The organism is Pseudomonas sp. B6002 (genome assembly GCF_013385985.1).
Lineage (GTDB): Bacteria > Pseudomonadota > Gammaproteobacteria > Pseudomonadales > Pseudomonadaceae > Aquipseudomonas.
Genome location: NZ_JACAOY010000006.1, coordinates 281,992 through 305,590 on the forward strand (window position 1 = coordinate 281,992; position 23,599 = coordinate 305,590).

The window sequence follows — 23,599 nt, forward strand, 5'->3', positions numbered from 1 at the left end:
GGGCGACGCTGCGTCACAACGGGTGACTGGTCTCAAGCTGGTCATACCGCTTCACCCGATACACCACCACCGACGCCCCCCAACTCACCACAAAAATCCCGATGATGATGTACCCAAGCAGCCCGAAGCTGTCATTCAGGCTGCCGATAAACGCCCAGAAATCACCCTTGAGTTCCAACTGGTCCGAGATCAACCCCAAGGCCTCGATGCTGCCGATGACCACGGCCACCACCACCGACACCAGAGTAATGCTCATGTTGTAGTAGATCTTGCGGATCGGCTTCATGTACGCCCAACCATAAGCCCCCAGCATCAGATGCCCGTCGAGGGTGTCCACCAGGGACATGCCGGCGCTGAACAGCAGCGGGAACACCATGATCGACCACGGCGACAACCCTTGCGCCGCCTGCGCGGCGGAGATGCCCAGCAGGGCAATTTCGGTGGCGGTGTCAAACCCCAGGCCAAACAGGAAGCCCAGCGGGTACAGGTGCCAACTGCGGCTGATCAGGCGGAACAACGGGCGAAAGATCCGCGCCATGAACCCCCGGTCGGCCAGCAGCAGGTTGAAGTCTTCCTCTACGTACGCGCCGCCTTGGCGCACATGCCGCCAGGCCTGATAGATCGAGCGCAGGATCACCAGGTTCATCAGCGCGATCACCAGCAGGAACAGCGCCGAGACCGAGGTGCCGATCACGCCGCCCACGGCCTTGAACGCTTCGAAATGCTCCTTGAGGGTCGCCGCCGTAAAGGCCACGGCGATGGACGCCAGCACCACCACCGAGGAATGCCCCAGGGAGAAAAAGAACCCCACTGCCACCGGGCGTTTTTGCTCCTGCATCAGCTTGCGGGTGGCGTTGTCGATGGCCGCGATGTGGTCGGCGTCTACCGCGTGGCGCAGGCCGAAGCTGTAGGCGAGCAGGGCGGTGCCCAACAACACCGGGTGCGCGTGAAACGCCGCCAGTGCCCAAAGCCAGGCACCCACGTTGAGGGCGATCAACACACCGTAGATGCCGAATAATTTGCCACGGACCTGGCTGTTCGAATCACTGAAAACCTGGGCAAGACGGTGGATCATCAGGTAAACCCTATTAGGCAATGGCGCGACCGCTCCGACGCAGGAACGGCTCCGGGTGCTCAAATGGTTCAGGCACCCGGGAACGTTAATGGATTCGGCACGCGCCTATGATGAAATCTGCGGGTTGAACAGGGGATTGAGGATGAACACGAACGAACAGTCTGCCCAAGCGGTGCTGGAATTCTGGACACAGGCGGGGCCCAAGCGCTGGTTCGCCAAGGATGCGGCGTTTGACGCGACGTTTCGCGACACCTTCTACACCACCCACCTGCAAGCGGCGCGCCGTGAACTGGAAGGCTGGCTGGACACGGCGCAGGGCGCGCTGGCCTTGCTGATCCTGCTGGACCAGTACCCGCGCAATGCGTTTCGCGGCACGGCGCACATGTTTGCCACCGACCCGTTGGCCCGCCTGTACGCACGGCGGATGGTGGACGCCGGCCTGGACCAGCAGATCGAACCGGCATTGCGCGCGTTCTGTTATTTGCCGTTCGAACACTCCGAAGACAAGGCCGACCAGCAACGTTCGATCGCCCTCAACCAGCACCTGGACGCCAACACCTTCCACTGGGCCAAGGAGCACGCCGACATCATTGAGCGGTTCGGGCGCTTCCCCCATCGCAATGACGTGCTGGCCCGGCCCACCACCGAAGCGGAGCGTGTGTTTCTCGAGGCCGGTGGCTTTGCAGGCTAAGCCTCGACAGGCACCGGGATTTCTTTGGCGCCGGCGGGGCGAAAGCGCCGCAGGCCCTTGAGGTCGACGGCCCAGCGCAGGGCTTCGGTGGCTGACGGGCGCGGGCCATGGCTGATCGCCTGGGCCTCCTTGGTGAGGTTGGCGAGATACCCTTTTGCGCCGCCGCGCTCGCTCCAGTAGTGGGTGTGGCTGAGCCAGGAGCGGGCGAGCCAGCCTTTCCATTTACCCACGGTCACCGGCAAGTCCAGCACACCGGCGCCCATTACCGGGCTCACCGGGCCGCTGACAATGTCGCCAAACAAACCCAAGGGCGCCGGAAAGTAGAGGTTGGTCCAGCGCGTCACCGCAAAGGCGGCCGCGTGGTGCAGGTACTGCGGGGTGAACGGCTTTTGCCCGAGCATCACCGCCTGGCGCGCGTTGTAGCCGTAGCCCTTGGTGTCTTCGGTGGGCGGGCAGGCGGGGGCTTCGCGGCGTTCCATGCGCTGCTTGAAATCACTGACGCTACGGCCGAGCAACAGGCTGGCGTGGGCCATGGGGCTGCCGACCGTGACCAGGTCGGTGATGCGCCAGGGGTTGCCCAGGCTGCGCTGTTCGATGAACGCCTGGGCCTGCTGTTCGCGAAACCTGAAGAGGCTGCCCAGGCTGCCATCCAGTGCGGTGCCGGCAGCGTGCAGGGTTTCGTTGATCACCGGTTGCAGCGGCTCGTTGTCGGCGTATCGCTCAGCCAACTCGCGATTGCTGGGGATCACCTTGGTCAGTTGGTCGTGATGTTCATGCCACAGGTAGCCGACGATATCGTAGGCAATCACGCTGCCCAGGCTGTGGCCGACCACGATGATGCGGTCGTAGTCGCCCTTGTTGTGCAAGGCGCGCAACAACGCTACGCCGTCAGCGCGGATCTGTTCGCGCACCACCACGTTCTGCGGGTTGGGGCTGAGGTAGCGGGCGGCGTCGCCCAGGTACGACAGGGCCGAGTAGCGCAGCCCCAGGCCGACGGCGCCCATCAGCAGCGGGACCAGGGCGAAAGGGTTGTCGTGGTGCTCGAACTTGCCCCAGGCGGTGGCCAGGGTACCGGTGGCCACCAGCAACAGGAACAGCATCACGGTCCAGCGCGTGGTGCGCCAGATCGGCACAATAGCGTCTGGAATGTCGCGGCGCGGGCGCTTGAAGATGTCCCACAGCCAACCCAGCAAGTGCCCGACCTTGGTGCCCTGCATCTTGTGGGCCCAGTAATATTCGTAGAAGTCGGTGGTGGTGCGTCCCGATGACTTCAACACGCGCAGGTCGAAATTGCGTGACAGCCGGTCCGGCTTGCTCCAGTAGAAGGGCGTGCCGTCGGGCGTGTCGGCGGGGATCATCGCTTCTACGAAGCCGCGCAAAGTGTCCATCGGGCGCTGTTCGCCGATGCCGTGGATGACCACAACCGCTTGTTTCATGTGTTGATCATTCCTTGAAAACTCATTCCTTGAGAACCACGAGGGGCGGGGCGATTCGGCACTGTGGCCGATGGCCATAATATTGCCATCAACGCCGCTATTCCCGCCAGGAATGCCCCCATAAAAACCCTGCATTGTCATTCTGGTCGTCGATCTCGTAGCGTGGGTTTCCAACCAAGGAGTTCCGCCATGAGCCAAGCCCCGCTGCGCCTGTACGTTGATGCCCAATTCACCAGCCCCTACGCGATGTCGGTGTTTGTCACCTTGCTGGAAAAGGGCCTGGCGTTTGAAACGGTGACCCTGGACCTGGACGCCGCCCAGAACCAAGCGGCAGATTTTGCCCAGCTGTCCCTGACCCAGCGGGTGCCGACGCTTGAGGACGGCAACTTTGCGCTGTCGGAGTCGTCGGCGATATGCGAATACTTGGAAGAGGCCTATCCCGACGTGCCGGTGTACCCGGCCGACCTGCACCTGCGGGCGAGGGCGCGCCAGGTGCAGGCGTGGTTGCGCAGCGACTTGCTGCCGATTCGCCAGGAGCGTTCGACGCTGGTGGTGTTCTACGGGCAGACGATGCCACCGCTGTCACCCGTGGCCCAGGCCGCCGCCCGCAAGTTGATCGCGGCGGCGCAGGCGCTGCTGGCGGGTAACCCCGAGCACCTGTTCGGCGAGTGGTCGATTGCCGACGTGGACCTGGCGGTGATGCTCAACCGGCTGATCCTCAACGGCGACCCGGTGCCGGCCGAGTTGGTGGACTACGCCCGCCGCCAGTGGCAGCGGCCATCGGTGCAGGCCTGGGTCAACCTGCAACGGCCTGCACTGTAGCGGTCACAGCCATTCCTGGGCCACGCGGCGGTCCAGGTCTTCCCAGTCGGCCATGCCCAATACCCGCGTGGTGTTCAAGCCACGCAGGTAGCCGCGCAGTTGTTGAGCGCTGACGAAGGCCTGGTCGGCGTCGGCGGTTTCGTCCTGCAGCACGGCTTCATAGTCGACCAGGTAATCGGCGACCCGCTCACGAAACTCCGGCAAGACGGCTTCGCGGATACGGTCGAAGGTTTTCTGGTGAGGCTTCATGGCGGATCCTTATCGTTATAGTGAGGTCGGGCTACGCGACACTATCGGTTCAAATGATAGTCACCATCAAGGATCGCAAGTTCTGTTTTTACGCCATTAGTGGACAATTGCCCCATCGAGACGCCGCTCAAGGAGATCGCGCGATGAGGACTTTTATCCAACTGGGTTTGATGATGCTGATGGTGAGTGCCGTGGTGCTGACCAACCCGGCGATTGCCGATGATCTGCGTACAGGCCATTTGCTACCGATCGACGGTAGCGTAGACTCCCTGCAACGCGCGCAGTCGGTGGGTGTGTTGTACACCGAAAACACCCGCGACAACCTCAGCTACCTTGAGCGTTACCACACCATGGCCTTGAACGGCGCCAAGGATGCCCTCGATGGGCGCATCCGCCAGGCGTTCGTCAACAGCTCCGACCCGGAACTGGCCATTGATTGGTTGATGAGCTCGCTGCAGGGCACTTTTCTCTCGGTGACTGTCTATAGCAGCCTCGATGAACTGGTGCAGGCTCATCCCGATGTGGTGGTGATGCTCGATACCCATAACCAACTGTTGACCCAGCGTAACGATCAGGTCGAGGCGCGTTTTGTTGCACGGTTCTATGACGCGAACCTGCAATACATCGCCAAGGCCGAAGGTTCGGTGCGCAAACAGGTACCGTCGGTGTGGGTGCATGACAAGGCGGCGCCCGAGATTGCCGCCCAGATCGAGCAGCAGCGTGACGTACAACTCGATGCCTTGAAACAGTTTGATGCGTCGCTCAAAGCCCTGGTCCGCGCCGGCTGATGCGACCGACACTTTTTATCTATTCAGGATGCTCTATGCGCTCTTTTTTCGTCCCGGCCATGGCCTTTGCTTCATTGTTGCTGGCCGGTTGTGTGTCTGCCCCGAATGCTCCAACCCTGACCCTGCAGTCGACCAAGACCCCCGAAGGTTACCTGCAGTGCGTGCTGCCCAAGCTTGAAAAGCACGGCATCACCTCCACCGTGACCCAGAACTCGCGCCACGCCAAAGTGGTGCTCACCAGCAAATTTGCCGCGGATGACGTGCTGGAAGCGTACAAGTCCCAGGACGGCACCAAGGTGTTCCTGTACGAGCGCAAGCCGCTGGCGTCGACCATCACGCCGTCGCGCCTGGAGCAGGTCGCACAAGACTGCAAATAGTCTCAGGCAACACACATACCAATGTGGGAGGGGGCTTGCCCCCGAAAGCGGAGTGTCAGCCAATGAATAAGGTGGCTGATACACCGCAATCGGGGGCAAGCCCCCTCCCACAGTTTGGTTTGATACAAGGCTAGGGCTTGGCTTCGTGGCTGAAGGTATTCACGGTCTTGATCAGCCCTTGCGCAGCCAGCGCCACCAACTCACCGCCTTTTTCCACCGTCGCCAACGCCGGGTCCGAGCCCATGCGCCCGTCGGGGAAGCGTGCGCGAAAGTCCAGCGCTTCGCGAATCGGCCCGGTGTTGGCGATCTGCGGTGAATACTCGGCGGTCTTGATCGACTCCGGGTAAGCCCATTGCGTCACCGCGATTTCCGACGGGGTGGCATGGCTGCCGTGGCCTACCGGGAACTGGCGCTGGGCCAGGTCGTTGACGCCTTCCAGGTCCCACCAGTTCACCAGCTTGAGCGCGAAGCCGGCCGGGCGACGGGCGAAACTCGCTTCGGCGTACAGTTCGGAAAACGCCGCCTCGATCGTGGCGATATTGCCGCCGTGGCCATTCAGAAACAGGATCTTCTCGAAACCATGCCCGGCCAGCGAGCGCACCCAGTCGCCAATCGCGGCGATAAAGGTGGAAGGGCGCAGGGAAATGGTGCCGGGGAAGCCCAGGTGGTGCTGGGCCATGCCGATGTTGAAGGTCGGCGCGATCAGGAGGTCGGCGTTGTTCTGCGCCTCATGGGCGATGATTTCCGGGCACATCCAGTCGGTGCCCAGCAGGCCGGTCGGGCCGTGTTGTTCGTTGGACCCGATGGGCACCACCACCGTGCGGCTACGTTCCAGAAACTGCCCGATCTCGATCCAGGTGGATTTATGTAGAAGCATTCGACGCTCTCTTTTAGCTATGGGGACAGGCTATCCACCACGGATTGTACGACTACTCGCCACCTGTTGGGGCTTGCAGTTGAGATAGGTCGAAGACTTCAGCCAGCGCTGGTCCGGGTACCACGAAAACATGAACTGCCCATCCTTGAGCTTGTCCACCACCTGGCGGGCCACCTGCGGGCGCACGGCCGGGCAACCCTGGCTGCGGCCGATACGGCCTTCGCGCTTGCTCCAGGCCGGGTTGACGTAGTCGGCGGCGTGAATCACCAGGGCGCGGTCGCGGGCCTGGTCATTGAAGCCCGGCTCAAGGCCATCCATGCGCAGCGAATACCCATGGGTGCCCAGGTAACTTTCCTGGGTGCGGAACAAGCCCAGGCTGGATTGGTGGCTGCCTTCGCGGTTGGAGAACTGGGTGGCGAAATTTTCCCCGGATTTGGCGCCGTGGGCCACCAGGTCGCGCAGTACGAGGGTCTTCTTGCGCAAATCGAAGATCCACAGGCGACGGGCGGTCGAGGGCTGGGAGTAGTCAATGACGGCGAGGCGCTCGGAACGTTCCTCGCCGTTATTGACCGCGCACTGCACCGCGCTCAGGGCGCTTTTAAGCACAGTGGGATTGAGTTCTGGAGCCGAGCGCGCGAGGCTGCTATACAAGGTAGGAGGGTTGCCATTGGCGGCGAGCGCAGAATTGCTCAATACAGCCAGGCCCATGGAAATCAGACCCAGGGTGATCGGGCCTAACCGGTACATAAAAGTCAGCATCTGCAGTACATCCCCCCGCTGCGGATTGGAGTGAAGCCAAGTGTTCAAAAAACACGCATGTTACTTGAGCATTTGCCTGCTCGTTGCACCACTGGTCGCGACAGCCGATGAGGTGCCCCTGGCCGCCGTGCCCGTGCTTTCTCTCAGCCCGGTGCAACAGGCCCTCGCTCAGTTAGCCAGCGTTTGCCCCGACCTCGCCCCCCACATCGACCCGGCCGCCCAGTTGCGGCTGCAAGCGTTCTATCAGCAGCAGGGCGATACGCCGTTGTGGTCCGAGGCTGAGCGCCGCCAAGCGCTGAATGCTCAGTTGCTGATGCTGGCGGATGACGGCCTGGACCCCACCCACTATAGCCTGCCTGCGGCGGATGCCACGGCCAACGTGCTGTGCACCGATATCAGCACCAGCCAGCAGTACCTGCAAGCCTTGCAGGATTTGCACTACGGGCGTCTCCAGCAATCGCGTTTCGAGCCGTTGTGGCATTCCCAACCACCGGCCCGCGACGCCAACACTGAAGTGCTCGCATTCGCCGCCACGGGCCTGCAAGACATGGCGCAAGCCTTCGACCAGGCGCGCCCCAGCGCCGATTTGTATCGCAGTTTGCGCAATGCCTATTCCGCCGTGCGTCTGCAGCCCTTGCCGCATTGGGACCCGGTAGCCACCGGCCCATTGCTGCGTCCCGGCATGGAAGACCCCCGCGTGCCGGAACTGGCACGGCGTCTGATCAGTGGCGGCTACCTGGCCAAGGCACCGAGCGGCAAGCAATACCGCGACGATCTGGTCAAGGCGGTCAAGGCGTTCCAGCTCAGCCACTCGTTGCAAGCTGATGGTGTGATCGGCACCGGCACCGTGGCCGAACTCAATATCAGCCCGGCGATTCGCCGCGACCAGTTGCGTATCAACCTCGAACGTTTCCGCTGGCTGGCCCAGGACCTGGAGCCTGAAGGAGTGGTGGTTAACGTCGCCGCGGCGCAACTGAGCGTCTACCAGAGCGGCATTCCCGTGTGGCAGACCCGCCTGCAAGTCGGCCGCGCCGAACGCCAGACGCCGCTGCTCAAGTCGCGCATCACCCGGCTGACCCTCAACCCTACCTGGACCATCCCGCCCACCATCATGCGCGAGGACAAACTCCCGGCCATCCGCCTCAACCCCGAATACCTGCGCCAGCAAAACCTGCAGGTGCTCGACGCCCAGGGCCATGCGCTGGCGCCGGACCAGGTGGACTGGTCCCGGCCCGGCAACATCCTCCTGCGCCAGGAGGCCGGCCCGCGCAACCCGCTGGGCAAGATCGTGATGCGCTTTCCCAACCCGTATTCGGTGTACCTGCACGACACCCCCAGCCAGCCGCTGTTTACCAAAGGGCCACGGGCGTTCAGTTCAGGCTGCGTGCGGGTTGAACAGCCACTGATGCTGCGCGACCTGCTGGTAAGCCCGGCCGAACGCACGCGCACCGATGAACTGCTGGCCACCGGCCTGACCCACGAATTCCGGCTGGCCACGCCAGTGCCAGTGTTGCTGGGGTACTGGACGGTGGAGGTCAATCGCGACGGCGGGCTGGTCTACGCACCCGACATCTACGGACGCGACCCCGTGCTGATCAAGGCCATGGGCACGGTGCTCTAACGTCACCCTAACGCCGTCTGTAGTGAGCGGGCTTGCCCCGCGCGGCGGCGTGTCAGGTACGTCATGTGTATCTGACACACCGCGGCGCGGGGCAAGCCCGCTCACTACAAATAGCAGGCGTTGATCCAATCGGCCGGGTGTTCGGCCAGTTGTTTGGCCACGGGGAGGTAACGCGTATCCAACTGCGCCGCCAACCAGAAGAGCGTGGCGCTGCTCTTGGGCTGCCAGATGCCGGCGTACCCGGCCTCGCCGACCTTGGCGCGGTCTTTGTCGAATTGCACGTGGGTATGCACGAACTCTTCGTGGCTGCGTTGCCCGGTGGCATAGGGCACGAGCCAATCCAGCGCGGCGCCCAGTGATGCGCCATTGGCGCCAAGCCTCAGCCAGTCGCCGCCGTACGGCTTGGCCGCCAGCGCAGCCTGCACCAAAGGCTCCAGGTCGTAGACCACGTAATGCAAGGCGTCGCGGTCCTGAAAGTCCGTCACCGAACCGTCAGGCAGCACGTTATCGGCAATCTGCTGTTTGAACAGTTGATGGGCCTGCTCCAGCATCGCCCGGTCACCCAGCGCGGCAGCGGCCACGGTCACCAACTTGACGCGATGGCTCTGCCAGTTGTTGGTCTGGGTGCCTTTTTTCTGCCCGTGAAACTGCTGGATATGCGCGATGTAGCCGTTGCCCAGGCGGCTGATCAACTGCCGCGTAGCCTCACGGGTTTGTGGGCGCAGGTGGTCGGCCGTCAGCGCGTAGGCATTGATCAGCATATCGAGGTTGGTTTCGTCGATCGGGTTGAAGTCCGGCTGGTACACCTCGGCCCAGGCGGCGAGGTAGTCATCGACCTGCTTGAGGTAACGCGCATCGCCGCTCAAGCGCCAGGCCAGGGCCGCTTGGCGCAGGATCGGCCAGTCTTTTTCCGCTGCGATGCTCTGCTCGCGAATCCCTTGATGGGGCAGGGTGCCTTCGGTGTGCAGGTGGGCCAGCGGGTGAGGCTGGTCGCCCAGATGGCGTTCGGCGGCGGCCAGCAGGGCTTTGTTCGTCGGGTTGGTGGCGGTGGGCTGGCACAGGTCGGCGGCCAAGGCGGCGTGGGACATCGCGGCCAGCACGGCCGCCAGGGCAAAGGCGATTTTGTTCATGAAGAGCTCGGCAGGATTGGCACGCAAACACGCTAGCACGCGACCGAATCCGCCTGGATGAAACTGCCGTATGCTTAGGCTCCCGTTCAGCTCGCCCACAGGAGCGCCCATGACCTTGCCGTTTGTGAAGATGCACGCCCATGGCGACGACTTCATCATTATCGACCGCCGTGGCCAGGCCGACCCCATCACCGCGCAGGTCGCGCGCACGCTCGGCGACCGCCACACCGGCATCGGTTTCAACCAGTTGGCCGTGGTGCTCGACTGCGACGACGCCGCTGCGCGCATCAAGTTCTGGAACCCCAACGGTACGCCCCTGGCCACCTGCGGCAGCGCCACCCGCGGTGTGGCCGACCGCCTGATGCGCGAAGCCGGCACCGACACCATCGTATTGCGCACCGACCGTGGCCTGCTGACCTGCGAACGTGCCAGCGGGCAGTGCGTCTCGGTGGACATGGGCCAGCCCTCCCTGGACTGGGCAGCCATCCCCTTGGCCGAAGCGCTGGACACTCGCGTGTTACCCATCGAGGGCAACCCGGCCGCGTGCAGCATGGGTAACCCACACCTCACGTTTTTTGTGGAAGACATCCACGCGGTCGACGTCGCGGCACTTGGTCCGGCGTTGGAAACTCACCCGTTGTTCCCGGCCAAGACCAACGTGCATTTCGTGCAGGTGCTCGACCGTGGCCGCATCCGCCTGCGCATCTGGGAACGTGGCGGCGGCGTGCCGCTGGGCTCGGGGTCGTGCTGCTGCGGGGCGGTGGTCAACGGCATCCGCCGTGGGTTGCTGGACGACCGCGTCGAGGTGCAGTGCGACGGCGGCAGCGTGACCGTGCAATGGGACGGGCAGGGCGGCGTGGTGTTGACCGGCCGCGTTGAGCCGATCATGCAGGGTACGGCCTGCGGTTTCTAGAACGTTACAGTAAAGGTGGTGCCCTGGATGGCGCAGGAACTCACGGCCACGTCGCCACCGTGTACCCTGGCCAGTTCGCGCACGATGTACAGGCCAAGGCCCACGCTGCGCACATCACTGCCCTGGTCGGTGCCCCGGGTCATGGGTTCGAACAGCCCGGCCAGCAACGTTTGCGGGATGGCTGCGCCGTGGTTGTGCACCGACACTTCGCAGCCGCTGTCGCCCAGGCGTGAGGTGATGGTGATCGGCCGCAGCAGGTCGCCATACGCCACGCTGTTGGCCACCAGGTTGCCGATGATCTGTTGCACGCGGTCGGCATCCAGGCAAGCCTCGCCGCTGCCGTCGGCGGTGTGTTCCAGCGTGGCCTTGGGGAAGGCCACGCGCAGCTCGTCCACGGCGCGATGAATCACCGCGTGCAAATCCAGCGGCGCGGCCTTGATGGTGATGCCCTGGCCGACCCGGGCCTGGGTGAAGTCCAGCAGGTCGGCGATCATCCGTTGCGCACGCTCGGAGGATTGGGCGATATGCCCCAGCAACTGGCGCTCCTTGGCGGTGCGCTCGCCCCGGTTGAGAAAGTCCGACGCCATGCGAATGGCCGTCAGCGGGTTTTTCAAGTCATGGCTGACGATCGCCACCATCTGCTCGGCAAACAGCGCGCGGCGCTGGGCGATGGCATACGCCTCGCTGAGTTCGGCCTGGGCGTTTTTGAGGGCCAGTTCGGTGGCGGTTTTTTCCTGCAGCAGCGCCTCGGCCAGGTTGCGCGCGTTGAGCAACTCGCGCTCGTACTTGTCGCGGTCGGTGGTGCCGAACAATGCCAGGTCATGCACCACGCCGCCGGCCTGTTCGCGCTTGAGAGCATTGAGCAGCACGGTCACCTTGTGCCCGTCGCGGTGCAGCATGTCGAGCTTCACTTCGGTGACGCTGCCGCGCATGCGCAACATGGGCGCCAGGTGAGTCTGGTGGAAGATCCGCCCGCCCATGGTCAGCAGGTCCTGGAAGCGCCGGCCGCACAACTCGGCGGTGCTGAACCCCAACCAGTCGCTGAAACGGGCGTTGGCTTGCACGATCGTGCCGTCTTCGGCGGTGACCGCCAGGGCACAGGCGGCGCTGTCGAACAGGTCAACTGGCATGGGCGACCGCCCACGGCGCCAGGAACACTTCCATGGCCGCCGCGCACGCCTGTGGCGCGCTCATGTGCGGGCAATGGCCGACGTTATCGACCAGGCAATAGGTGCTGTCGGGCAACACGCTGTGCAGGTATTCGCCCACGGCGACCGGGGCGATCAGGTCATCGCTCGATTGCAGGATCAACACCGGGGTGTTGAGGCCGCTCACGTCCTGGCGGTTATCCGACAGGAAGGTGACCCGCGCAAACTGCTTGGCAATCTCCGGCTCGGTGCGGCAGAAACTGTCGGTCAGTTCCTCGCTCAGCGCCGGTTGCCCAGGCGCGCCCATGATGACCGGGGCCATGGTGCTGGACCAACCCAGGTAATTGCTGTCGAGGGTGTCGAGCAGGTCGTCGATGTCGCTGCGCGTGAAGCCGCCGACATAGCCGACGTCATCGATATAACGCGGGGAGGGGCCGATCATCACGTGGGCGGCGATACGCCCGGGCACCTGGCGGTCGGCGAGGGTGCCGATCATCGCGCTGACCGAATGGCTGACCAGGATCACCGGGCCGACGGCAAAGGCGTCGATCAGCTCGTTCAAGTCACGGGCATAGCCGTCCAGCGTGCTGTACTTGGCCTTGTCGAATGCACCCAGGTCCGAGAGACCGGCGCCGACCAGGTCATACATGACCACCCGGAAGCGCTCGAAAAATTGCGGCGCCAGGTAGTTCCACATGGCCTGGTTGCAGCCGAAACCGTGGGAAAACACCAGGGTCGAGGTGCCGTGGCCCATCACACTGACGTTGTTGCGGTGTCGTAGGTCCATGGGCTTCTCGGTTATGGCGTATTGCTAGCGTGTTGGGAGTTTAGATAGTCAAAGGCGTGGGGTCACGCGTTATAGCGCCGATAGGGTAAAGTCGGCGCCTTCAGGAAGAAACTTCAGGTAATAAAGCATGAGGCGGTGGTTGTACCCATCTATTTTGAGTCTGCTGGTACTAATGGCCACAGGCCTGTTGCGCGTCGCCCTGGCGGACGCTTCGCCTATTGGCGTGGCCCTCGACCAGCGGGTGATCGACCTCACCCACACCCTCGACACCCGCGTCGTCACCCGTCTCACCGACCAACTCGCGGCGCTTGAACAAAGCAACGGTGCGCAAGTGGCGGTTCTACTGGTGCCCACCACCGAGGGTGCGAGTATCGAAGACTATGCCAACCAGGTGTTCCGCGCCTGGAAACTGGGGCGCAAGGAGTTCAACGACGGCATTCTGCTGGTGGTCGCCAAGGACGACCGCAACGTGCGCATCGAAGTGGGCTACGGGCTGGAAAACACCGTCACCGACGTGCTGGCCAAGCGCATCATCGAGGAGCGCATCACACCGGCTTTTCGTCAGGGCGACTATGCGGGGGGGATTACCGATGGCGTGAATGCCCTGGTATCGCTGGTGGAAGATGCCGGCTCGTTCAAACTGGTTGAGCAAGCGTCGCCGCTGGGCATCACTGCTGTGTTGCTGGCGTTTGTGATCGGAGCAGCGGGTGGTGTGCTGGTGGTGAGCCGCAGGCTGCGCATGCGCTACGCCGTGATGGCCACGCTGGTGCTGACGTTGCTGGTAGGGGTTTTAACCCTGTATCAGGACTGGCCGTTGTACCCCTTGGTGTTTGCATCGAACGTGCTTGTAAGCGCTGTGGCATTCGCAATGTTGTGGCGGTTTCCCAGGCTGTTCTACTGCGCGTTGGCGTTACTGGTTTACGTCGTGAGTCTGCTCGTGGTGAACCAATACAACCCGTTCGACTGGTTAGATATTCTGGCGAGCACAGCCGTTTTGCTGGGAGGGGGCTGGCTACTATCGGAGTTCATGAAGATCGCCTGGGACAAGAGCCGAACAGGTTTTTTCGTACGATTGTGTTTGACGGTGGGGGTATATGTTGCGGCGGTATTGGAGGCGGGCGCAGGCCCCGACAGTTGGTTCTCGGCGGTGCGTACTGCTGCGATTGCAGCGCTGTTCATCTTCGGCCTGAGTCCCAGTGATTTCACCTCGAGGTCTCGTCGTGTGCGCTTCAGGTCTCGCGGCAGTGCCTCCAGCGGCGGCTCTTCCAGCAGTGGTTCCTCCGGTGGCGGCGGGTCGGGCCGAGGCGGTTCCAGTGGCGGTGGCGGGGCTTCCGGCAGTTGGTAATGGGGGCTGGGCGCACGTGTTGTACATCGATAGGGTAAAGTCGGCACCTTCAGGAAGAAACTTCAGGTAACAAAACATGATGGCGACTCTGCGGCAATCGATCGTGAGCCTGATGGCCATGCTGTTCATCGGCCTGTTGAGCACCGCCCAGGCGCAGGATTCGCCCATTGGGGTTGCCCTCGACCAGCGGGTGATCGACCTTACAAACACCCTCGATGCGGGCACGACCACCCGTCTAAAAGATCAGCTCGCCGCCCTTGAGCAGCGTAAAGGCGCGCAAGTCGCGGTATTGCTGGTGCCCACCACCGGTGGCGCGAGTATCGAGGACTATGCCAACCAGCTGTTCCGCGCCTGGAAACTGGGGCGCAAGGACGTCAACGACGGCATCCTGCTGGTGGTGGCGAAGGAAGATCACAAGGTGCGCATCGAAGTGGGCTACGGCCTTGAAGGCACCGTAACTGACCTGTTGGCCCACCGCATCATCGAAGAACACATCACCCCGGCATTTCGCCAGGGCGACTTTGCGGGCGGCGTGCAGCAGGCAGTCAATGATTTGACCCTGCTGGTGGACGGCGGTGATCTGCCGGCGCCGGCTGCACGAGAGGTTAACCCTCAGTTCATTGCGCTACTGCTGGCGTTTATCGCCGGGGCCATTGGCGGTGTGCTGATGGCGGCCGGGAAGCTGCATTGGCGCCGTGCGTTGATTGCCAGCGTGGCGGCCACGGTGTTGCTGACCATTTACGGCGGTGGCCCTGACTGGCCGATGTACTTGCTGGTGTTGCCGTTGACCCTGCTGATTGGCGGCGCCACCTTCGGCGCATTGTGGATGGCGCGCGTGGTGTTTTACAGCGTGGTCGCGGTGCTGGCGTATATCGTCGGGTTGTTGGGGGTGGATCACTTCGTGGCAGTGGACTTCGTGCGCTGGCTGGCGATGCCACTGGGTGGCGCCTTGGTGCTGGGGTTATACGCGGGGTTGTTCTTGGTCATCCGCGAATCCTGGAGAAAAAGCCCGCGCTTTTTCATCGTGCGGGTGCTGGCGGTGGCGGCGGTGTACGTGGCGGTGGGGATGTTGCTGGGTCATGGCTACCAGGACTGGCTGGTCGCGATACCGGCGGCCTCGATCGTGGCGTTTATCGTGTTTGTGCAGAGCATTTCCGACGGCGGTTCTGGGTCGGGCGGTGGCTCGTCGGGTTCGAGTTCAGGCAGTTCCAGCTCCAGCAGTAGCAGTTCTTCGGGTGGCGGTGGCTCCAGCGGCGGCGGCGGAGCCTCCGGCAGCTGGTAAATGATTCCCCCTTGTAGTGAGCGAGCTTGCCTCGCGCCAAGGCCCCCGCAGTCCCCCCTGAAAAAACACGGCGCCCGGGCTGGGGCAACGCGTTCTGTCAGGTAGGGCGCAGCGCGGGGCAAGCCCGCTCACTACAAGGGTTTGTGGGCGATCCAACCCTTGAAGCTGAAGCCGGCGTAGAACAGCTCCACGCCTTCGAACCCGGCCTCAACCAGCAAGGCCGCATCCGCCTCGGGCGACAACACCGGTAACTTCTCACTGATCGCCGCAATCGCTCGCTCGGCATCCGCCGCCGGCACACCTGAATCCACCGCAAACGCGGCGTAGCGCTTCAACCACCGGGCTTTCTCATCTGACGCCTGGGGGAAGCTGTGGTGCGCCACAATCAACGGCGCCCCCGGCCGCAAGCGTTGCCACAACGCCTTGAGCGTCTGCAGGCGCTCCTCGGCCGGGATGAAGTGCAGGGTCAGCAGGCACGTGGCTCCATCGAACGGGCCCGCTGGCGCCGTGTCGATGTACCCTTCATGCAACTGCGCGCGTTCCAGCAAGGGCCCCAACGTCGCCTGCGCCAGCTTCAACATCTCTGCCGACGGGTCCACCCCCACAAAGCGCCAACCCGGTTCGGCCTCGGCAAACCGCTTCAACTCCAACCCGCCGCCAGCCCCCAGCACCAGCACATTACCCGTGGCCGGCACGCTTTCGCGCAGCAGCAACGTGGTCATGCGTTGCAGGCCTTCAAAGCCCGGCACCAGGCGCACAGGGCCTTCGGCGTAACGGGCAACGGCATCGGGGTCGGAAAAAAAGCTCATGGCGGGCTCCTGGACGGTGGACGAGGCGACAACCCTACTGCGGCAAACCAGCAGTGGCAATTGCCTCAAGGAATCAGGGATCATGTCGATATGATCTCATCGCTCACAAGGACCGTCACTCGATGAAACTGCTGAAACTCGCCGCCGTCTTGACCCTGCCACTGCTCGGCGCCTGTTCCTCGGACTACCACTACAAGAATTACCAGGGCGATTGGGCCCCGGAAAAACTGCACCCCGTCGACCTCTCCAACAACGCCCCCGACGCCGCACTGGTGTACTTCGACACCTGGCGCGAGCGTGAACTGGGCATTCCGTTCCACCGCCTGGTGCTGGCCCTGGAAGTGGATGGCGTCAAACTGCCCGGTGCCGGGCGCACGTCGATCCTCAACGTCACCGGCGAACAGGCGCTGAAACTCAGCCCCGGCAAACACTCGCTGCGCTGGTGCAACGTATCGATGAATGCCCTGGGCACCGGCGGCGCGTTCTGCAACAACGGCGCCGACGACGTCGACTTCAAACCCGGCCAGCGTTATGTGGTGACCTTCCGCCTGACCGCCAGCACCAAGGGCGTGGGCCCGAACTACAGCACCGAATACCGCACCTATTCGAGCATCCGCAACCTGGACACCCAGGAAGTCATCTTCCCCGTACCGGGGCAGCAGGGTTGAGCGCCGTGATCCGCCAGGCCGCCCCCCGGGACGCCCTGTGCATCGGTGTGCTGGGCATGCAGGTGTTCCTCGACACCTACGCCACCGAAGGCATTCGCTGCGCGATTGCCAAGGAGGCCCTGCACGCCTTTGCACCCGAGTCTATCGCCCAACTGATCGAGCAACCCGGCACGTTGCTGCTGGTGGCTGAAGTGAACAACCATCTGGTGGGGTTCGCCCAGATCACACTCAACGCCCGCCACGCGATGATCGAGGCCGGTGACGTTGCCGAGTTGCAGCGGTTGTACATCCAGGAGCGCTTCACGGGGCAGCGCATTGGCCAGCAGTTGCTCGACGCGGCAGAACAGCAAGCGGCTGCGGGCGGGGCTTCGCTGCTATGGGCGACCGTGTGGGTGGGGAATGAACGGGCGCTGGGTTTTTACCCTCGGCGCGGGTATGTGGAGCTGGGTTCGCCCACTTATACCTTTCAAGGGGAAACCCACGAGAACCGGCTGTTTGGCAAAACCCTGGGCGCTACAACGGCTTAGACAAAAACACCCGGAAACTGCCCTGCGGCTCACAAGGAACCTCGCCAAACCGCACCCAGCCGTGCTTCTCGTAAAACCCCGGCGCCTGGAAACTTAAGGTGTACAACACCGCATTGCGGCAACCCCGGCGCCGGGCTTCGTCTTCAAACGCCTGCAGCAATTGGCTGCCCAGGCCTGAGCCGCGCAGGGATTCGGGCAGGTGGAACAGGTCGAGAAACGCCGTGCCCAGGGTGGTCTTGCCGGTGATGCCGCCGAGGGTTTGATGGGTGACGGGGTCTTTGATCAGTACCGTCAGCAAGCGCCGGTCGTTGTAACCGGCGACTGCCTCATTGAACGTCGCCAACCCGCTGCCCAGGAGTTGCTCGGCTTCGGCGTTGGGTTGGTCACTGATTTCAATCTGCGGCGCCGGCATCAAAGGCTTCTCACCATCTCATGCCACGCCATCCCTCCATGATCCGACGGCGACGGCTGCACGTAGTCATACCCCATGCGCTCATACAGCGGCACATGCTGCTCCTTGCACATCAAATGAATCGTCTGCTTGCCCATGTCACGCATGCGCTGCACAAACTCGGTCATCAACACCTTGGAATAACCCTTGCCCTGCTGCGCCGGGTCGACCACCACCGACATGATCACCACATTCGGCGCCTCGGCCGAATGGCCCACCAGTTCCTTGAAGGCCTCATCCGACATCACCACGTCAAACGCGCAACCGCAGTTGATGAAGCCCACCACCGCGCCATCGGCTTCCAGGATCAGAAAGCCCTGCGGGTACTTTGAGATGCGCGTGGCGATCTTCTCCAGCGTCGCGGCTTCGTCGCCTTCGTAGGCGCTGATTTCGATTTCAAAGCAACGGGCGGCGTCGGCGGGTTGGGCATTGCGGAAGGTGAGGGCGGGCATGGGTATTTCCTGAGGCGTTAAGCGAAAGCCCACATCATAGGCATCAGGCCAGATCACTGCCAGCCATGCCGCCGCCTTCGCGGCCTCGCTAAAGCTCGACGGCTCCCACATTTTTTGATCGCCCGCTGGCCTCCTGTGGGAGCTGACGAGCCCCAGCGAGGCTGCGAAGGCGGCGGCACAGGCACTACAAATCTCTCCTCATATCCCAATTCCCCGTTCACCAAAAACCAGAAAACCCGCCAAAGCGGGTTTCCTCATAGCTCATATCACTTCAAACCCCACCCACCAACTTCCCCCCCTCCATCCGGCGCTTATAAGCACTGTCCCGACTCGCCAACCAGAAATACAACGGCGACGTCACCACCAACCCCACCACCCAGGACAAATCCGCCCCGTTAATGTGCTCGGAGATCGGCCCCACATACAGCGGCGTGTTCATGAACGGAATCTGCACCGCAATCCCCACCGCATACGCCAGCAGCGCCTGAGGGTTGTACTTACCATAGATCCCGCCATCCACGCGGAAGATCGAGGCGATGTCGTATTTACCTTTGTGGATCGCATAGAAGTCGATCAGGTTGATCGCCGTCCACGGCACCAATACCACCAGCAGCACCAGCACCATGTCGACGAAGTGGCCGATGAAGTCCTTGGAGGCGAACACCGCGGCAATGGCGCAGGCCGCCAGCACCAGGGTGGAGATCACCGCGCGGCTCTTGGCCGTGGGGATCCAGCGGTAGGCGAAGGTCTGGATCAGGGTGATGATCGACAGCACGGCGCCGTACAGGTTGAGGGCGTTGTGGCTGATCACGCTGAGCAAGAACAGCACCAGCATCAGCGGGCCGATGGCGCCGGTGGCGAGTTTGACGGCGTCCATGGTGTCCATGCCCACGGGCGTGGCGAGCACGGCGACGGCGCCGAAGATGAAGGCCAGGCTGGAACCCAGGGCGGAGCCCAGGTAGGTGGTCCAGAAGGTCGACGCCACCGGTACGTCGGCCGGCAGGTAGCGGGAGTAGTCCGACACGTAGGGCGCGAAGGCGATCTGCCAGAGCGCCGCCAACGACACGGTTGCCAGCCAGCCGGAGATGTTGAATTCACCGCGCGTCAGAAAGTCGGTGGTCTGTACGTGGGTGAAGATGTAGCCGAAGCCCAGTACGATGCCGGCGCCGAGCACCCAGGTGCCGATGCGGTTGAGCACGTGGATGAAGCGGTAGCCGATGATGCCGATGATGCCCGAACCAATGGCGCCGATCACAATGCCCACGGGCACCGGCACGCTGTCGACCACGCCGTGCAGGGACTTACCCGCCAGCACGATGTTGGAGGCAAAGAAGCCGATGTACATGACGCCGGCGATCACCACCACCAGCAAGGCGCCGAGGGAGCCGAACTGGGCGCGGCTCTGGATCATCTGCGGGATGCCCATTTGCGGGCCCTGGGCCGAGTGCAACGCCATCAGCACGCCGCCGACCAAGTGGCCGACGAGGATCGCGACGATGCCCCACAGCAGGTTCAGGTGGAACAGTTGCACACCCAGTGCACCGGTGACGATCGGCAGCGGCGCGATGTTGCCGCCGAACCACAGGGTGAACAGGTCTCTTACCTTTCCATGGCGATCTTCCGGGGGCACGTATCCTATCGTGTGTTTTTCGATGAGCGGGGCGGAGGATGTTGCAGTGGTAACCATGACGAGCTCCAAGGCAAGGTGAGTACGTTGACGTACTTCGCTGTGCGCCGCACGGGCGGGCGCTTTGTTGTTGGAGTGATCATCTGCAATGGGCGCAGGGAGGTAAATTAGTAAGTTTGTTGCTATAGACCTTAAAAAATATAGCTCGCGCGTGAGCGTGCTCCGGTATGTTGCCTACCTGTGTCTATGGGCAAAGTCCCGCGTTTCTGGAGGTCCCGATGGCTGCCTACAACCTGCGCCAACTCAGATATTTCGTCACCACGGCCGAGTGCGGCAGCGTCGCCGAGGCCTCGCGCAAGCTGTACATCGCGCAGCCGTCTGTCTCCACCGCCATCAAGCAGCTGGAGGACAGCTTTGGCGTGCAGCTGTTTATCCGCCATCACGCCCAGGGTGTGTCGCTGACGCCCAGCGGCGCGCGGTTTTATCGCAAGGCGCTGGAGCTGTTGCGCGTGGCCCACGAATTCGAGCAGAACGCCCTGGCTGACAATGATGTGGTGGCGGGGCAGATCGATATCGGCTGCTTTGAAACCGTGGCGCCGTTGTACCTGCCGCGTCTGATTGCCGGGTTCAAGGCGCTCTGGCCGGGGGTGGAAATCCGCATCCGCGACGGCGAGCAGCAAGAGCTGGTACAGGCGCTGACGGCGGGCAGCATCGACGTGGCGATGCTGTTCGAGCACGACCTGGGCGGCACCATCGAAACCACCCCGCTGATGCCGCCGCAGCAACCTTACGCGCTGCTGCCGGCGGATCACCGCTTTGCGCAGCAGGCCAAGGTCTCGCTGGCGGACCTGGTGCTGGAACCGATGATCTTGCTCGACGTGCTGCCCAGCCGCACCTACTTCGTGAGCATCTTTGAAGAGCGCGGGCTGACGCCGAACATCGTGTTCAGCTCGCCGTCCATCGAAATGGTGCGGGGGATGGTGGGACGGGGGTTCGGGTTTTCGATCCTGGTGACCAAGCCGTTCACCGAGTACACCTACGATGGGCAGAAGGTGGTGTGTGTACCGCTGGCCGAAACCGTGACCGGCTCCGGCTTGTCGGCCGTGTGGCTACGTCGCGCGCCGCTGACCAAGCCAGTGCAACTGTTTGTGGATTACTGCCGCGAAGAGCTCGCAAGACTCCTGGGCTAAACACAGCGCAAAAATGTGGGAGCGGGCTTGTCGAGTCGTCGCACCGCAGCGATAGCGGTGGATCTGTTAGCACATTTGCCAACTGACCTACCGCCATCGCGGGCAAGCCCGGCTCCCACAGAGTTTTGCATTGGGTGAGGGGCCGGTGTTCGGCTTAGGAGGGTGCAGCTGTTTGTGGATTTTTGCCGGGAGAACTGACAAGACCTCTCGGCTAACACAAATCCCCTGTAGGAGCTGGCTTGCCAGCGATGACGGTACACCAGCCGATCACTGTGCTGGCTGATGCACCGCCATCGCCGGCAAGCCGGCTCCTACAAGGGGGCGTCTAACACGTTACGTGCGGATCGAATCCAGCATCCTTTGCAACATGGCATCACAACCTGCCAGCTGCTCAACCCTCACAAACTCATCCGGCTTGTGCCCCTGGTCCATGCTTCCGGGCCCGCACACCACCGTGGGTATGCCCTTGGCGTCAAACAACCCGCCTTCGGTGCCAAAGGCTACGGTGCCAAACTCCCGCGAGTCCGAGAACGCCGCGATCAATTCCGCCGCCTGGCTGCGCTCGTCGGTGACCAACCCGGGATACGCCGACAGTTCGGTAAAACGAATCGCACTCTGCGCGCTCACCGCCTGCATACGCGGCAACACATGCTGCTCGGCGTAAGCCTTCAGCTCAATTGCTACCTCGCCTGGGTCCTGGGATGGCAACGCCCGTACCTCGAAATCAAACCGGCAATCCGCCGGCACGATGTTCAAGGCCTTGCCGCCGCTGATCACGCCGGTCTGTACGGTGCTGAACGGCGGGTCAAACCGCGCATCCTGTGTGTCCCGCAGTCGCTGCCCAATCCGCCCCAGTTCACCGATCAACTCGGCGGCATGTTCGATCGCATTCACGCCATAAGGCGCATACGCCGAATGGCACGCCTCGCCATGCACGTCGCAACGCATAGCCAGCTTGCCCTTGTGACCCAGCACGGGCTTGAGCTCGGTCGGTTCGCCGATGATGCACAGCATCGGTTTCACCGGCCGTTGGTCCAGTACGCTGAGCAACGAACGTACACCCAGGCAACCGACTTCCTCGTCATACGACAGCGCGATATGCACCGGCAGGCGCAAAGTCGCCTCGACCAACGCCGGCACCAGCGCCAGTACGCAGGCGATGTAGCCCTTCATGTCCGCTGTGCCACGGCCAAACAGCTTGCCGTCGCGCTCGGTCAGCTCGAAGGGCGGCAGCGTCCACGGCTGCCCATCCACCGGCACCACGTCGGTATGCCCCGACAACACAATCCCCGGCAGTTCAACCGGGCCGATGCTGGCGAACAGGTTGGCCTTGCTGCGCTCCTCGTTGTAGATCAGCTCGCTGGCCACGCCGAAACCGGCCAGGTAATCGCGTACGAACTCGATCAACTGCAGGTTCGACTCGCGGCTGGTAGTGTCGAACCCCACCAGCGTTTGCAGCAGTTGGCGGCTGCGGCTCATCGGTCGTCTCCGGCCACGCCGTAGCCCGGGGAGCGATCAGGGGCGAGGGCGCGGTCGATGTAGTCCTGCACTTGCGGGCAGTAGGCGTCCCAGAGTTTTTGCAGCGCGGCGATGGGCTGTTCATCGGCCCAATCCACCCGCAGGTTGATGATTGGCCAGGTCAGTTCACCCACCACCACCAGCGCCGCAGAGTGCACCGGGCCGGCTTCGCCACCGGCAGCAATGGCGGCGTGCATCGCGGCCAACAGGCGATCCGCCAATTGGCCTTCGCCGCCTTCAAACGCCGCGACCATGGCCTCGATCACCGCGCGGTCGGCGAGCATATTGCCCGCCGCCACACACTGCTCACCGGAAACCGCATGGTGGGTGCCCAGGGTTTCGCTGCCGCTGAAATGCACGGTGCGACCCAGGTGATCAATCGCCGTCAGTTGCCGGTATTGGCTGTAGCCGTTGCTCGTCAATGCTTTATCGATGGCCTCAGCCGGGGCCAGGCCCTGTTCCAGCAAATCGAGTACGTCCGGGCCCAGGGCCGGCAGGGTGATGTTCTGGGTCGACACCGCGCCCACGCCGGGCCGCAGCCACGGGCAGCGGGCGCCCACGGCAATACTCGATGAGCTGATTGCAATGCCCAACTGGCCGGTCTCGGCGCAACGGGCGACGATTGAAAAGGTCATGGTGGCGCTCCTTATTCGGGAATAACCGCGATCACATCAATTTCCATCAGCCACTGCGGCTGGCCAAGGGCCGACACCACCAGCCCGGTGGAGATCGGGAACACGCCCTTGAGCCACTTGCCGACTTCCTGGTACACCGGCTCGCGGTAGCGCGGGTCGATCAGGTAGGTGGTGGTTTTGACGATGTGCGACAGGTCGGAGCCGGCTTCTTCCAGCAGTTGCTTGACGTTTTTCATCGCCTGTTCGGCCTGGGCACGCGGGTCGCCGAGGCCGATCAGGTTGCCCTCGAAATCAGTGCCTACCTGGCCGCGCACATACACGGTGTTGCCGGCGCGCACGGCCTGGCACAGGTCGTTGTCCAGGCTCTGGTTGGGGTAGGTTTCCTTGGTGTTGAACATGCGGATGCGAGTGTGAGTAGGCAT

At 63.0% G+C, this 23,599-nt stretch carries 26 protein-coding genes; 11 read left to right on the plus strand and 15 right to left on the minus strand.

The window, feature by feature from the left end; all coding sequences use genetic code 11:
- Nucleotides 1-13: 13 nt before the first annotated feature.
- The gene (locus HX792_RS08540; protein ID WP_176995656.1) at nucleotides 14-1,075 is read right to left on the minus strand and encodes a HoxN/HupN/NixA family nickel/cobalt transporter; all 1,062 of its coding nucleotides are present in this window, start codon (nucleotides 1,073-1,075) and stop codon (nucleotides 14-16) included.
- Nucleotides 1,076-1,217: 142 nt separating this feature from the next.
- Here HX792_RS08540 and HX792_RS08545 point away from each other — a divergent pair, with 142 nt between their 5' ends.
- Nucleotides 1,218-1,766, plus strand: a complete 549-nt coding sequence (locus HX792_RS08545; RefSeq protein WP_176995657.1) for a DUF924 family protein — start codon at nucleotides 1,218-1,220, stop codon at nucleotides 1,764-1,766.
- On the opposite strand, the gene HX792_RS08550 is transcribed toward HX792_RS08545, so the two are convergent.
- Complete coding sequence (locus HX792_RS08550) at nucleotides 1,763-3,202, minus strand: hypothetical protein (RefSeq protein ID WP_176995658.1); 1,440 nt, start codon at nucleotides 3,200-3,202, stop codon at nucleotides 1,763-1,765. The two genes, HX792_RS08545 and HX792_RS08550, sit on opposite strands and share 4 nt — an antisense overlap.
- Before the next feature lie 189 nt (nucleotides 3,203-3,391).
- Here HX792_RS08550 and yfcF point away from each other — a divergent pair, with 189 nt between their 5' ends.
- Nucleotides 3,392-4,024 carry a glutathione transferase gene (yfcF, locus tag HX792_RS08555; RefSeq protein WP_176995659.1) on the plus strand — a complete coding sequence of 211 codons (633 nt, stop codon included), beginning with the start codon at nucleotides 3,392-3,394 and terminating at the stop codon, nucleotides 4,022-4,024.
- A gap of 3 nt (nucleotides 4,025-4,027) precedes the next feature.
- Here yfcF and HX792_RS08560 read toward each other — a convergent pair whose 3' ends face one another.
- Complete coding sequence (locus tag HX792_RS08560) at nucleotides 4,028-4,273, minus strand: hypothetical protein (protein ID WP_176995660.1); 246 nt, start codon at nucleotides 4,271-4,273, stop codon at nucleotides 4,028-4,030.
- Between the two features lie 143 nt (nucleotides 4,274-4,416).
- Here HX792_RS08560 and HX792_RS08565 point away from each other — a divergent pair, with 143 nt between their 5' ends.
- Together HX792_RS08565 and HX792_RS08570 are read left to right on the plus strand one after the other, a co-directional pair.
- Nucleotides 4,417-5,061 (plus strand): ATPase, encoded by a 645-nt coding sequence (locus HX792_RS08565; protein ID WP_176995661.1) that lies wholly within the window; start codon nucleotides 4,417-4,419, stop codon nucleotides 5,059-5,061.
- Nucleotides 5,062-5,096: 35 nt separating this feature from the next.
- Entirely contained in the window at nucleotides 5,097-5,438 is a 342-nt protein-coding gene (locus HX792_RS08570; protein ID WP_176995662.1) for a hypothetical protein, read from the plus strand.
- Nucleotides 5,439-5,568: 130 nt separating this feature from the next.
- Here the strand turns inward: HX792_RS08570 and HX792_RS08575 are convergent, their stop codons facing one another.
- The gene (locus HX792_RS08575; protein WP_176995663.1) at nucleotides 5,569-6,315 is read right to left on the minus strand and encodes a creatininase family protein; all 747 of its coding nucleotides are present in this window, start codon (nucleotides 6,313-6,315) and stop codon (nucleotides 5,569-5,571) included.
- Nucleotides 6,316-6,345: 30 nt separating this feature from the next.
- Nucleotides 6,346-7,074: a murein L,D-transpeptidase catalytic domain family protein gene (locus tag HX792_RS08580; protein WP_176995664.1), complete on the minus strand. Its 729-nt coding sequence runs from the start codon at nucleotides 7,072-7,074 to the stop codon at nucleotides 6,346-6,348.
- A gap of 40 nt (nucleotides 7,075-7,114) precedes the next feature.
- Between HX792_RS08580 and HX792_RS08585 the strand changes: the two genes are divergently transcribed.
- Nucleotides 7,115-8,695 carry a L,D-transpeptidase family protein gene (locus tag HX792_RS08585; protein ID WP_176995665.1) on the plus strand — a complete coding sequence of 527 codons (1,581 nt, stop codon included), beginning with the start codon at nucleotides 7,115-7,117 and terminating at the stop codon, nucleotides 8,693-8,695.
- A gap of 104 nt (nucleotides 8,696-8,799) precedes the next feature.
- Here HX792_RS08585 and HX792_RS08590 read toward each other — a convergent pair whose 3' ends face one another.
- Nucleotides 8,800-9,825, minus strand: a complete 1,026-nt coding sequence (locus HX792_RS08590; RefSeq protein ID WP_176995666.1) for an alginate lyase family protein — start codon at nucleotides 9,823-9,825, stop codon at nucleotides 8,800-8,802.
- A 109-nt stretch (nucleotides 9,826-9,934) separates the two neighbouring features.
- On the opposite strand from HX792_RS08590, the gene dapF reads away from it, so the two are divergent.
- On the plus strand, nucleotides 9,935-10,738 hold the full coding sequence (gene dapF, locus HX792_RS08595; RefSeq protein WP_176995667.1) for a diaminopimelate epimerase: 804 nt from the start codon (nucleotides 9,935-9,937) through the stop codon (nucleotides 10,736-10,738).
- Here the strand turns inward: dapF and HX792_RS08600 are convergent.
- Nucleotides 10,735-11,868 (minus strand): PAS domain-containing sensor histidine kinase, encoded by a 1,134-nt coding sequence (locus HX792_RS08600; RefSeq protein ID WP_176995668.1) that lies wholly within the window; start codon nucleotides 11,866-11,868, stop codon nucleotides 10,735-10,737. The two genes, dapF and HX792_RS08600, sit on opposite strands and share 4 nt — an antisense overlap.
- Nucleotides 11,858-12,673: an alpha/beta fold hydrolase gene (locus tag HX792_RS08605; RefSeq protein ID WP_176995669.1), complete on the minus strand. Its 816-nt coding sequence runs from the start codon at nucleotides 12,671-12,673 to the stop codon at nucleotides 11,858-11,860. The genes HX792_RS08600 and HX792_RS08605 overlap by 11 nt, the downstream gene beginning before the upstream one ends.
- A gap of 139 nt (nucleotides 12,674-12,812) precedes the next feature.
- On the opposite strand from HX792_RS08605, the gene HX792_RS08610 reads away from it, so the two are divergent.
- On the plus strand, nucleotides 12,813-14,018 hold the full coding sequence (locus HX792_RS08610) for a YgcG family protein (protein WP_371319334.1): 1,206 nt from the start codon (nucleotides 12,813-12,815) through the stop codon (nucleotides 14,016-14,018).
- A gap of 76 nt (nucleotides 14,019-14,094) precedes the next feature.
- A complete protein-coding gene (locus HX792_RS08615) occupies nucleotides 14,095-15,300 on the plus strand; it encodes a YgcG family protein (protein WP_176995671.1) in 1,206 nt (401 codons plus the stop codon).
- Between the two features lie 131 nt (nucleotides 15,301-15,431).
- Here HX792_RS08615 and HX792_RS08620 read toward each other — a convergent pair whose 3' ends face one another.
- Complete coding sequence (locus HX792_RS08620; protein ID WP_176995672.1) at nucleotides 15,432-16,109, minus strand: class I SAM-dependent methyltransferase; 678 nt, start codon at nucleotides 16,107-16,109, stop codon at nucleotides 15,432-15,434.
- Nucleotides 16,110-16,231: 122 nt separating this feature from the next.
- Between HX792_RS08620 and HX792_RS08625 the strand changes: the two genes are divergently transcribed.
- Together HX792_RS08625 and HX792_RS08630 are read left to right on the plus strand one after the other, a co-directional pair.
- Nucleotides 16,232-16,777 carry a hypothetical protein gene (locus HX792_RS08625; protein ID WP_176995673.1) on the plus strand — a complete coding sequence of 182 codons (546 nt, stop codon included), beginning with the start codon at nucleotides 16,232-16,234 and terminating at the stop codon, nucleotides 16,775-16,777.
- Between the two features lie 56 nt (nucleotides 16,778-16,833).
- Entirely contained in the window at nucleotides 16,834-17,304 is a 471-nt protein-coding gene (locus tag HX792_RS08630) for a GNAT family N-acetyltransferase (RefSeq protein ID WP_176996167.1), read from the plus strand.
- Here the strand turns inward: HX792_RS08630 and HX792_RS08635 are convergent.
- From HX792_RS08635 to HX792_RS08645, 3 genes are all read right to left on the minus strand, one after another.
- Nucleotides 17,291-17,716 carry an N-acetyltransferase gene (locus HX792_RS08635; RefSeq protein WP_176995674.1) on the minus strand — a complete coding sequence of 142 codons (426 nt, stop codon included), beginning with the start codon at nucleotides 17,714-17,716 and terminating at the stop codon, nucleotides 17,291-17,293. The genes HX792_RS08630 and HX792_RS08635 overlap by 14 nt on opposite strands.
- A complete protein-coding gene (locus HX792_RS08640) occupies nucleotides 17,716-18,207 on the minus strand; it encodes a GNAT family N-acetyltransferase (RefSeq protein WP_176995675.1) in 492 nt (163 codons plus the stop codon). The genes HX792_RS08635 and HX792_RS08640 overlap by 1 nt, the downstream gene beginning before the upstream one ends.
- A 271-nt stretch (nucleotides 18,208-18,478) precedes the next feature.
- Complete coding sequence (locus HX792_RS08645) at nucleotides 18,479-19,894, minus strand: cytosine permease (protein ID WP_176995676.1); 1,416 nt, start codon at nucleotides 19,892-19,894, stop codon at nucleotides 18,479-18,481.
- Between the two features lie 218 nt (nucleotides 19,895-20,112).
- Here HX792_RS08645 and HX792_RS08650 point away from each other — a divergent pair, with 218 nt between their 5' ends.
- Entirely contained in the window at nucleotides 20,113-21,024 is a 912-nt protein-coding gene (locus HX792_RS08650) for a LysR substrate-binding domain-containing protein (protein WP_010171799.1), read from the plus strand.
- 333 nt (nucleotides 21,025-21,357) lie between these two features.
- On the opposite strand, the gene argE is transcribed toward HX792_RS08650, so the two are convergent.
- From argE to HX792_RS08665, 3 genes are read right to left on the minus strand one after another with little or no spacing between them, the layout of a single operon-like run.
- The gene (gene argE, locus HX792_RS08655) at nucleotides 21,358-22,503 is read right to left on the minus strand and encodes an acetylornithine deacetylase (protein ID WP_176995677.1); all 1,146 of its coding nucleotides are present in this window, start codon (nucleotides 22,501-22,503) and stop codon (nucleotides 21,358-21,360) included.
- The gene (locus tag HX792_RS08660; protein ID WP_176995678.1) at nucleotides 22,500-23,177 is read right to left on the minus strand and encodes a DUF1028 domain-containing protein; all 678 of its coding nucleotides are present in this window, start codon (nucleotides 23,175-23,177) and stop codon (nucleotides 22,500-22,502) included. The genes argE and HX792_RS08660 overlap by 4 nt, the downstream gene beginning before the upstream one ends.
- A gap of 11 nt (nucleotides 23,178-23,188) precedes the next feature.
- Nucleotides 23,189-23,599 (minus strand): RidA family protein, encoded by a 411-nt coding sequence (locus tag HX792_RS08665; protein ID WP_016969085.1) that lies wholly within the window; start codon nucleotides 23,597-23,599, stop codon nucleotides 23,189-23,191.

Excerpts from the sequence above, each read along its gene's own strand:
- HX792_RS08540 (WP_176995656.1), bottom strand. The coding sequence starts at position 1,075 with ATGATCCACCGTCTTGCCCAGGTTTTCAGTGATTCGAACAGCCAGGTC.
- HX792_RS08545 (WP_176995657.1), top strand. The coding sequence starts at position 1,218 with ATGAACACGAACGAACAGTCTGCCCAAGCGGTGCTGGAATTCTGGACA.
- HX792_RS08550 (WP_176995658.1), bottom strand. The coding sequence starts at position 3,202 with ATGAAACAAGCGGTTGTGGTCATCCACGGCATCGGCGAACAGCGCCCG.
- yfcF (WP_176995659.1), top strand. The coding sequence starts at position 3,392 with ATGAGCCAAGCCCCGCTGCGCCTGTACGTTGATGCCCAATTCACCAGC.
- HX792_RS08560 (WP_176995660.1), bottom strand. The coding sequence starts at position 4,273 with ATGAAGCCTCACCAGAAAACCTTCGACCGTATCCGCGAAGCCGTCTTG.
- HX792_RS08565 (WP_176995661.1), top strand. The coding sequence starts at position 4,417 with ATGAGGACTTTTATCCAACTGGGTTTGATGATGCTGATGGTGAGTGCC.
- HX792_RS08570 (WP_176995662.1), top strand. The coding sequence starts at position 5,097 with ATGCGCTCTTTTTTCGTCCCGGCCATGGCCTTTGCTTCATTGTTGCTG.
- HX792_RS08575 (WP_176995663.1), bottom strand. The coding sequence starts at position 6,315 with ATGCTTCTACATAAATCCACCTGGATCGAGATCGGGCAGTTTCTGGAA.
- HX792_RS08580 (WP_176995664.1), bottom strand. The coding sequence starts at position 7,074 with ATGCTGACTTTTATGTACCGGTTAGGCCCGATCACCCTGGGTCTGATT.
- HX792_RS08590 (WP_176995666.1), bottom strand. The coding sequence starts at position 9,825 with ATGAACAAAATCGCCTTTGCCCTGGCGGCCGTGCTGGCCGCGATGTCC.
- dapF (WP_176995667.1), top strand. The coding sequence starts at position 9,935 with ATGACCTTGCCGTTTGTGAAGATGCACGCCCATGGCGACGACTTCATC.
- HX792_RS08600 (WP_176995668.1), bottom strand. The coding sequence starts at position 11,868 with ATGCCAGTTGACCTGTTCGACAGCGCCGCCTGTGCCCTGGCGGTCACC.
- HX792_RS08605 (WP_176995669.1), bottom strand. The coding sequence starts at position 12,673 with ATGGACCTACGACACCGCAACAACGTCAGTGTGATGGGCCACGGCACC.
- HX792_RS08615 (WP_176995671.1), top strand. The coding sequence starts at position 14,095 with ATGATGGCGACTCTGCGGCAATCGATCGTGAGCCTGATGGCCATGCTG.
- HX792_RS08620 (WP_176995672.1), bottom strand. The coding sequence starts at position 16,109 with ATGAGCTTTTTTTCCGACCCCGATGCCGTTGCCCGTTACGCCGAAGGC.
- HX792_RS08625 (WP_176995673.1), top strand. The coding sequence starts at position 16,232 with ATGAAACTGCTGAAACTCGCCGCCGTCTTGACCCTGCCACTGCTCGGC.
- HX792_RS08630 (WP_176996167.1), top strand. The coding sequence starts at position 16,834 with ATGCAGGTGTTCCTCGACACCTACGCCACCGAAGGCATTCGCTGCGCG.
- HX792_RS08635 (WP_176995674.1), bottom strand. The coding sequence starts at position 17,716 with ATGCCGGCGCCGCAGATTGAAATCAGTGACCAACCCAACGCCGAAGCC.
- HX792_RS08640 (WP_176995675.1), bottom strand. The coding sequence starts at position 18,207 with ATGCCCGCCCTCACCTTCCGCAATGCCCAACCCGCCGACGCCGCCCGT.
- HX792_RS08645 (WP_176995676.1), bottom strand. The coding sequence starts at position 19,894 with ATGGTTACCACTGCAACATCCTCCGCCCCGCTCATCGAAAAACACACG.
- HX792_RS08650 (WP_010171799.1), top strand. The coding sequence starts at position 20,113 with ATGGCTGCCTACAACCTGCGCCAACTCAGATATTTCGTCACCACGGCC.
- argE (WP_176995677.1), bottom strand. The coding sequence starts at position 22,503 with ATGAGCCGCAGCCGCCAACTGCTGCAAACGCTGGTGGGGTTCGACACT.
- HX792_RS08660 (WP_176995678.1), bottom strand. The coding sequence starts at position 23,177 with ATGACCTTTTCAATCGTCGCCCGTTGCGCCGAGACCGGCCAGTTGGGC.
- HX792_RS08665 (WP_016969085.1), bottom strand. The coding sequence starts at position 23,599 with ATGCCTACTCACACTCGCATCCGCATGTTCAACACCAAGGAAACCTAC.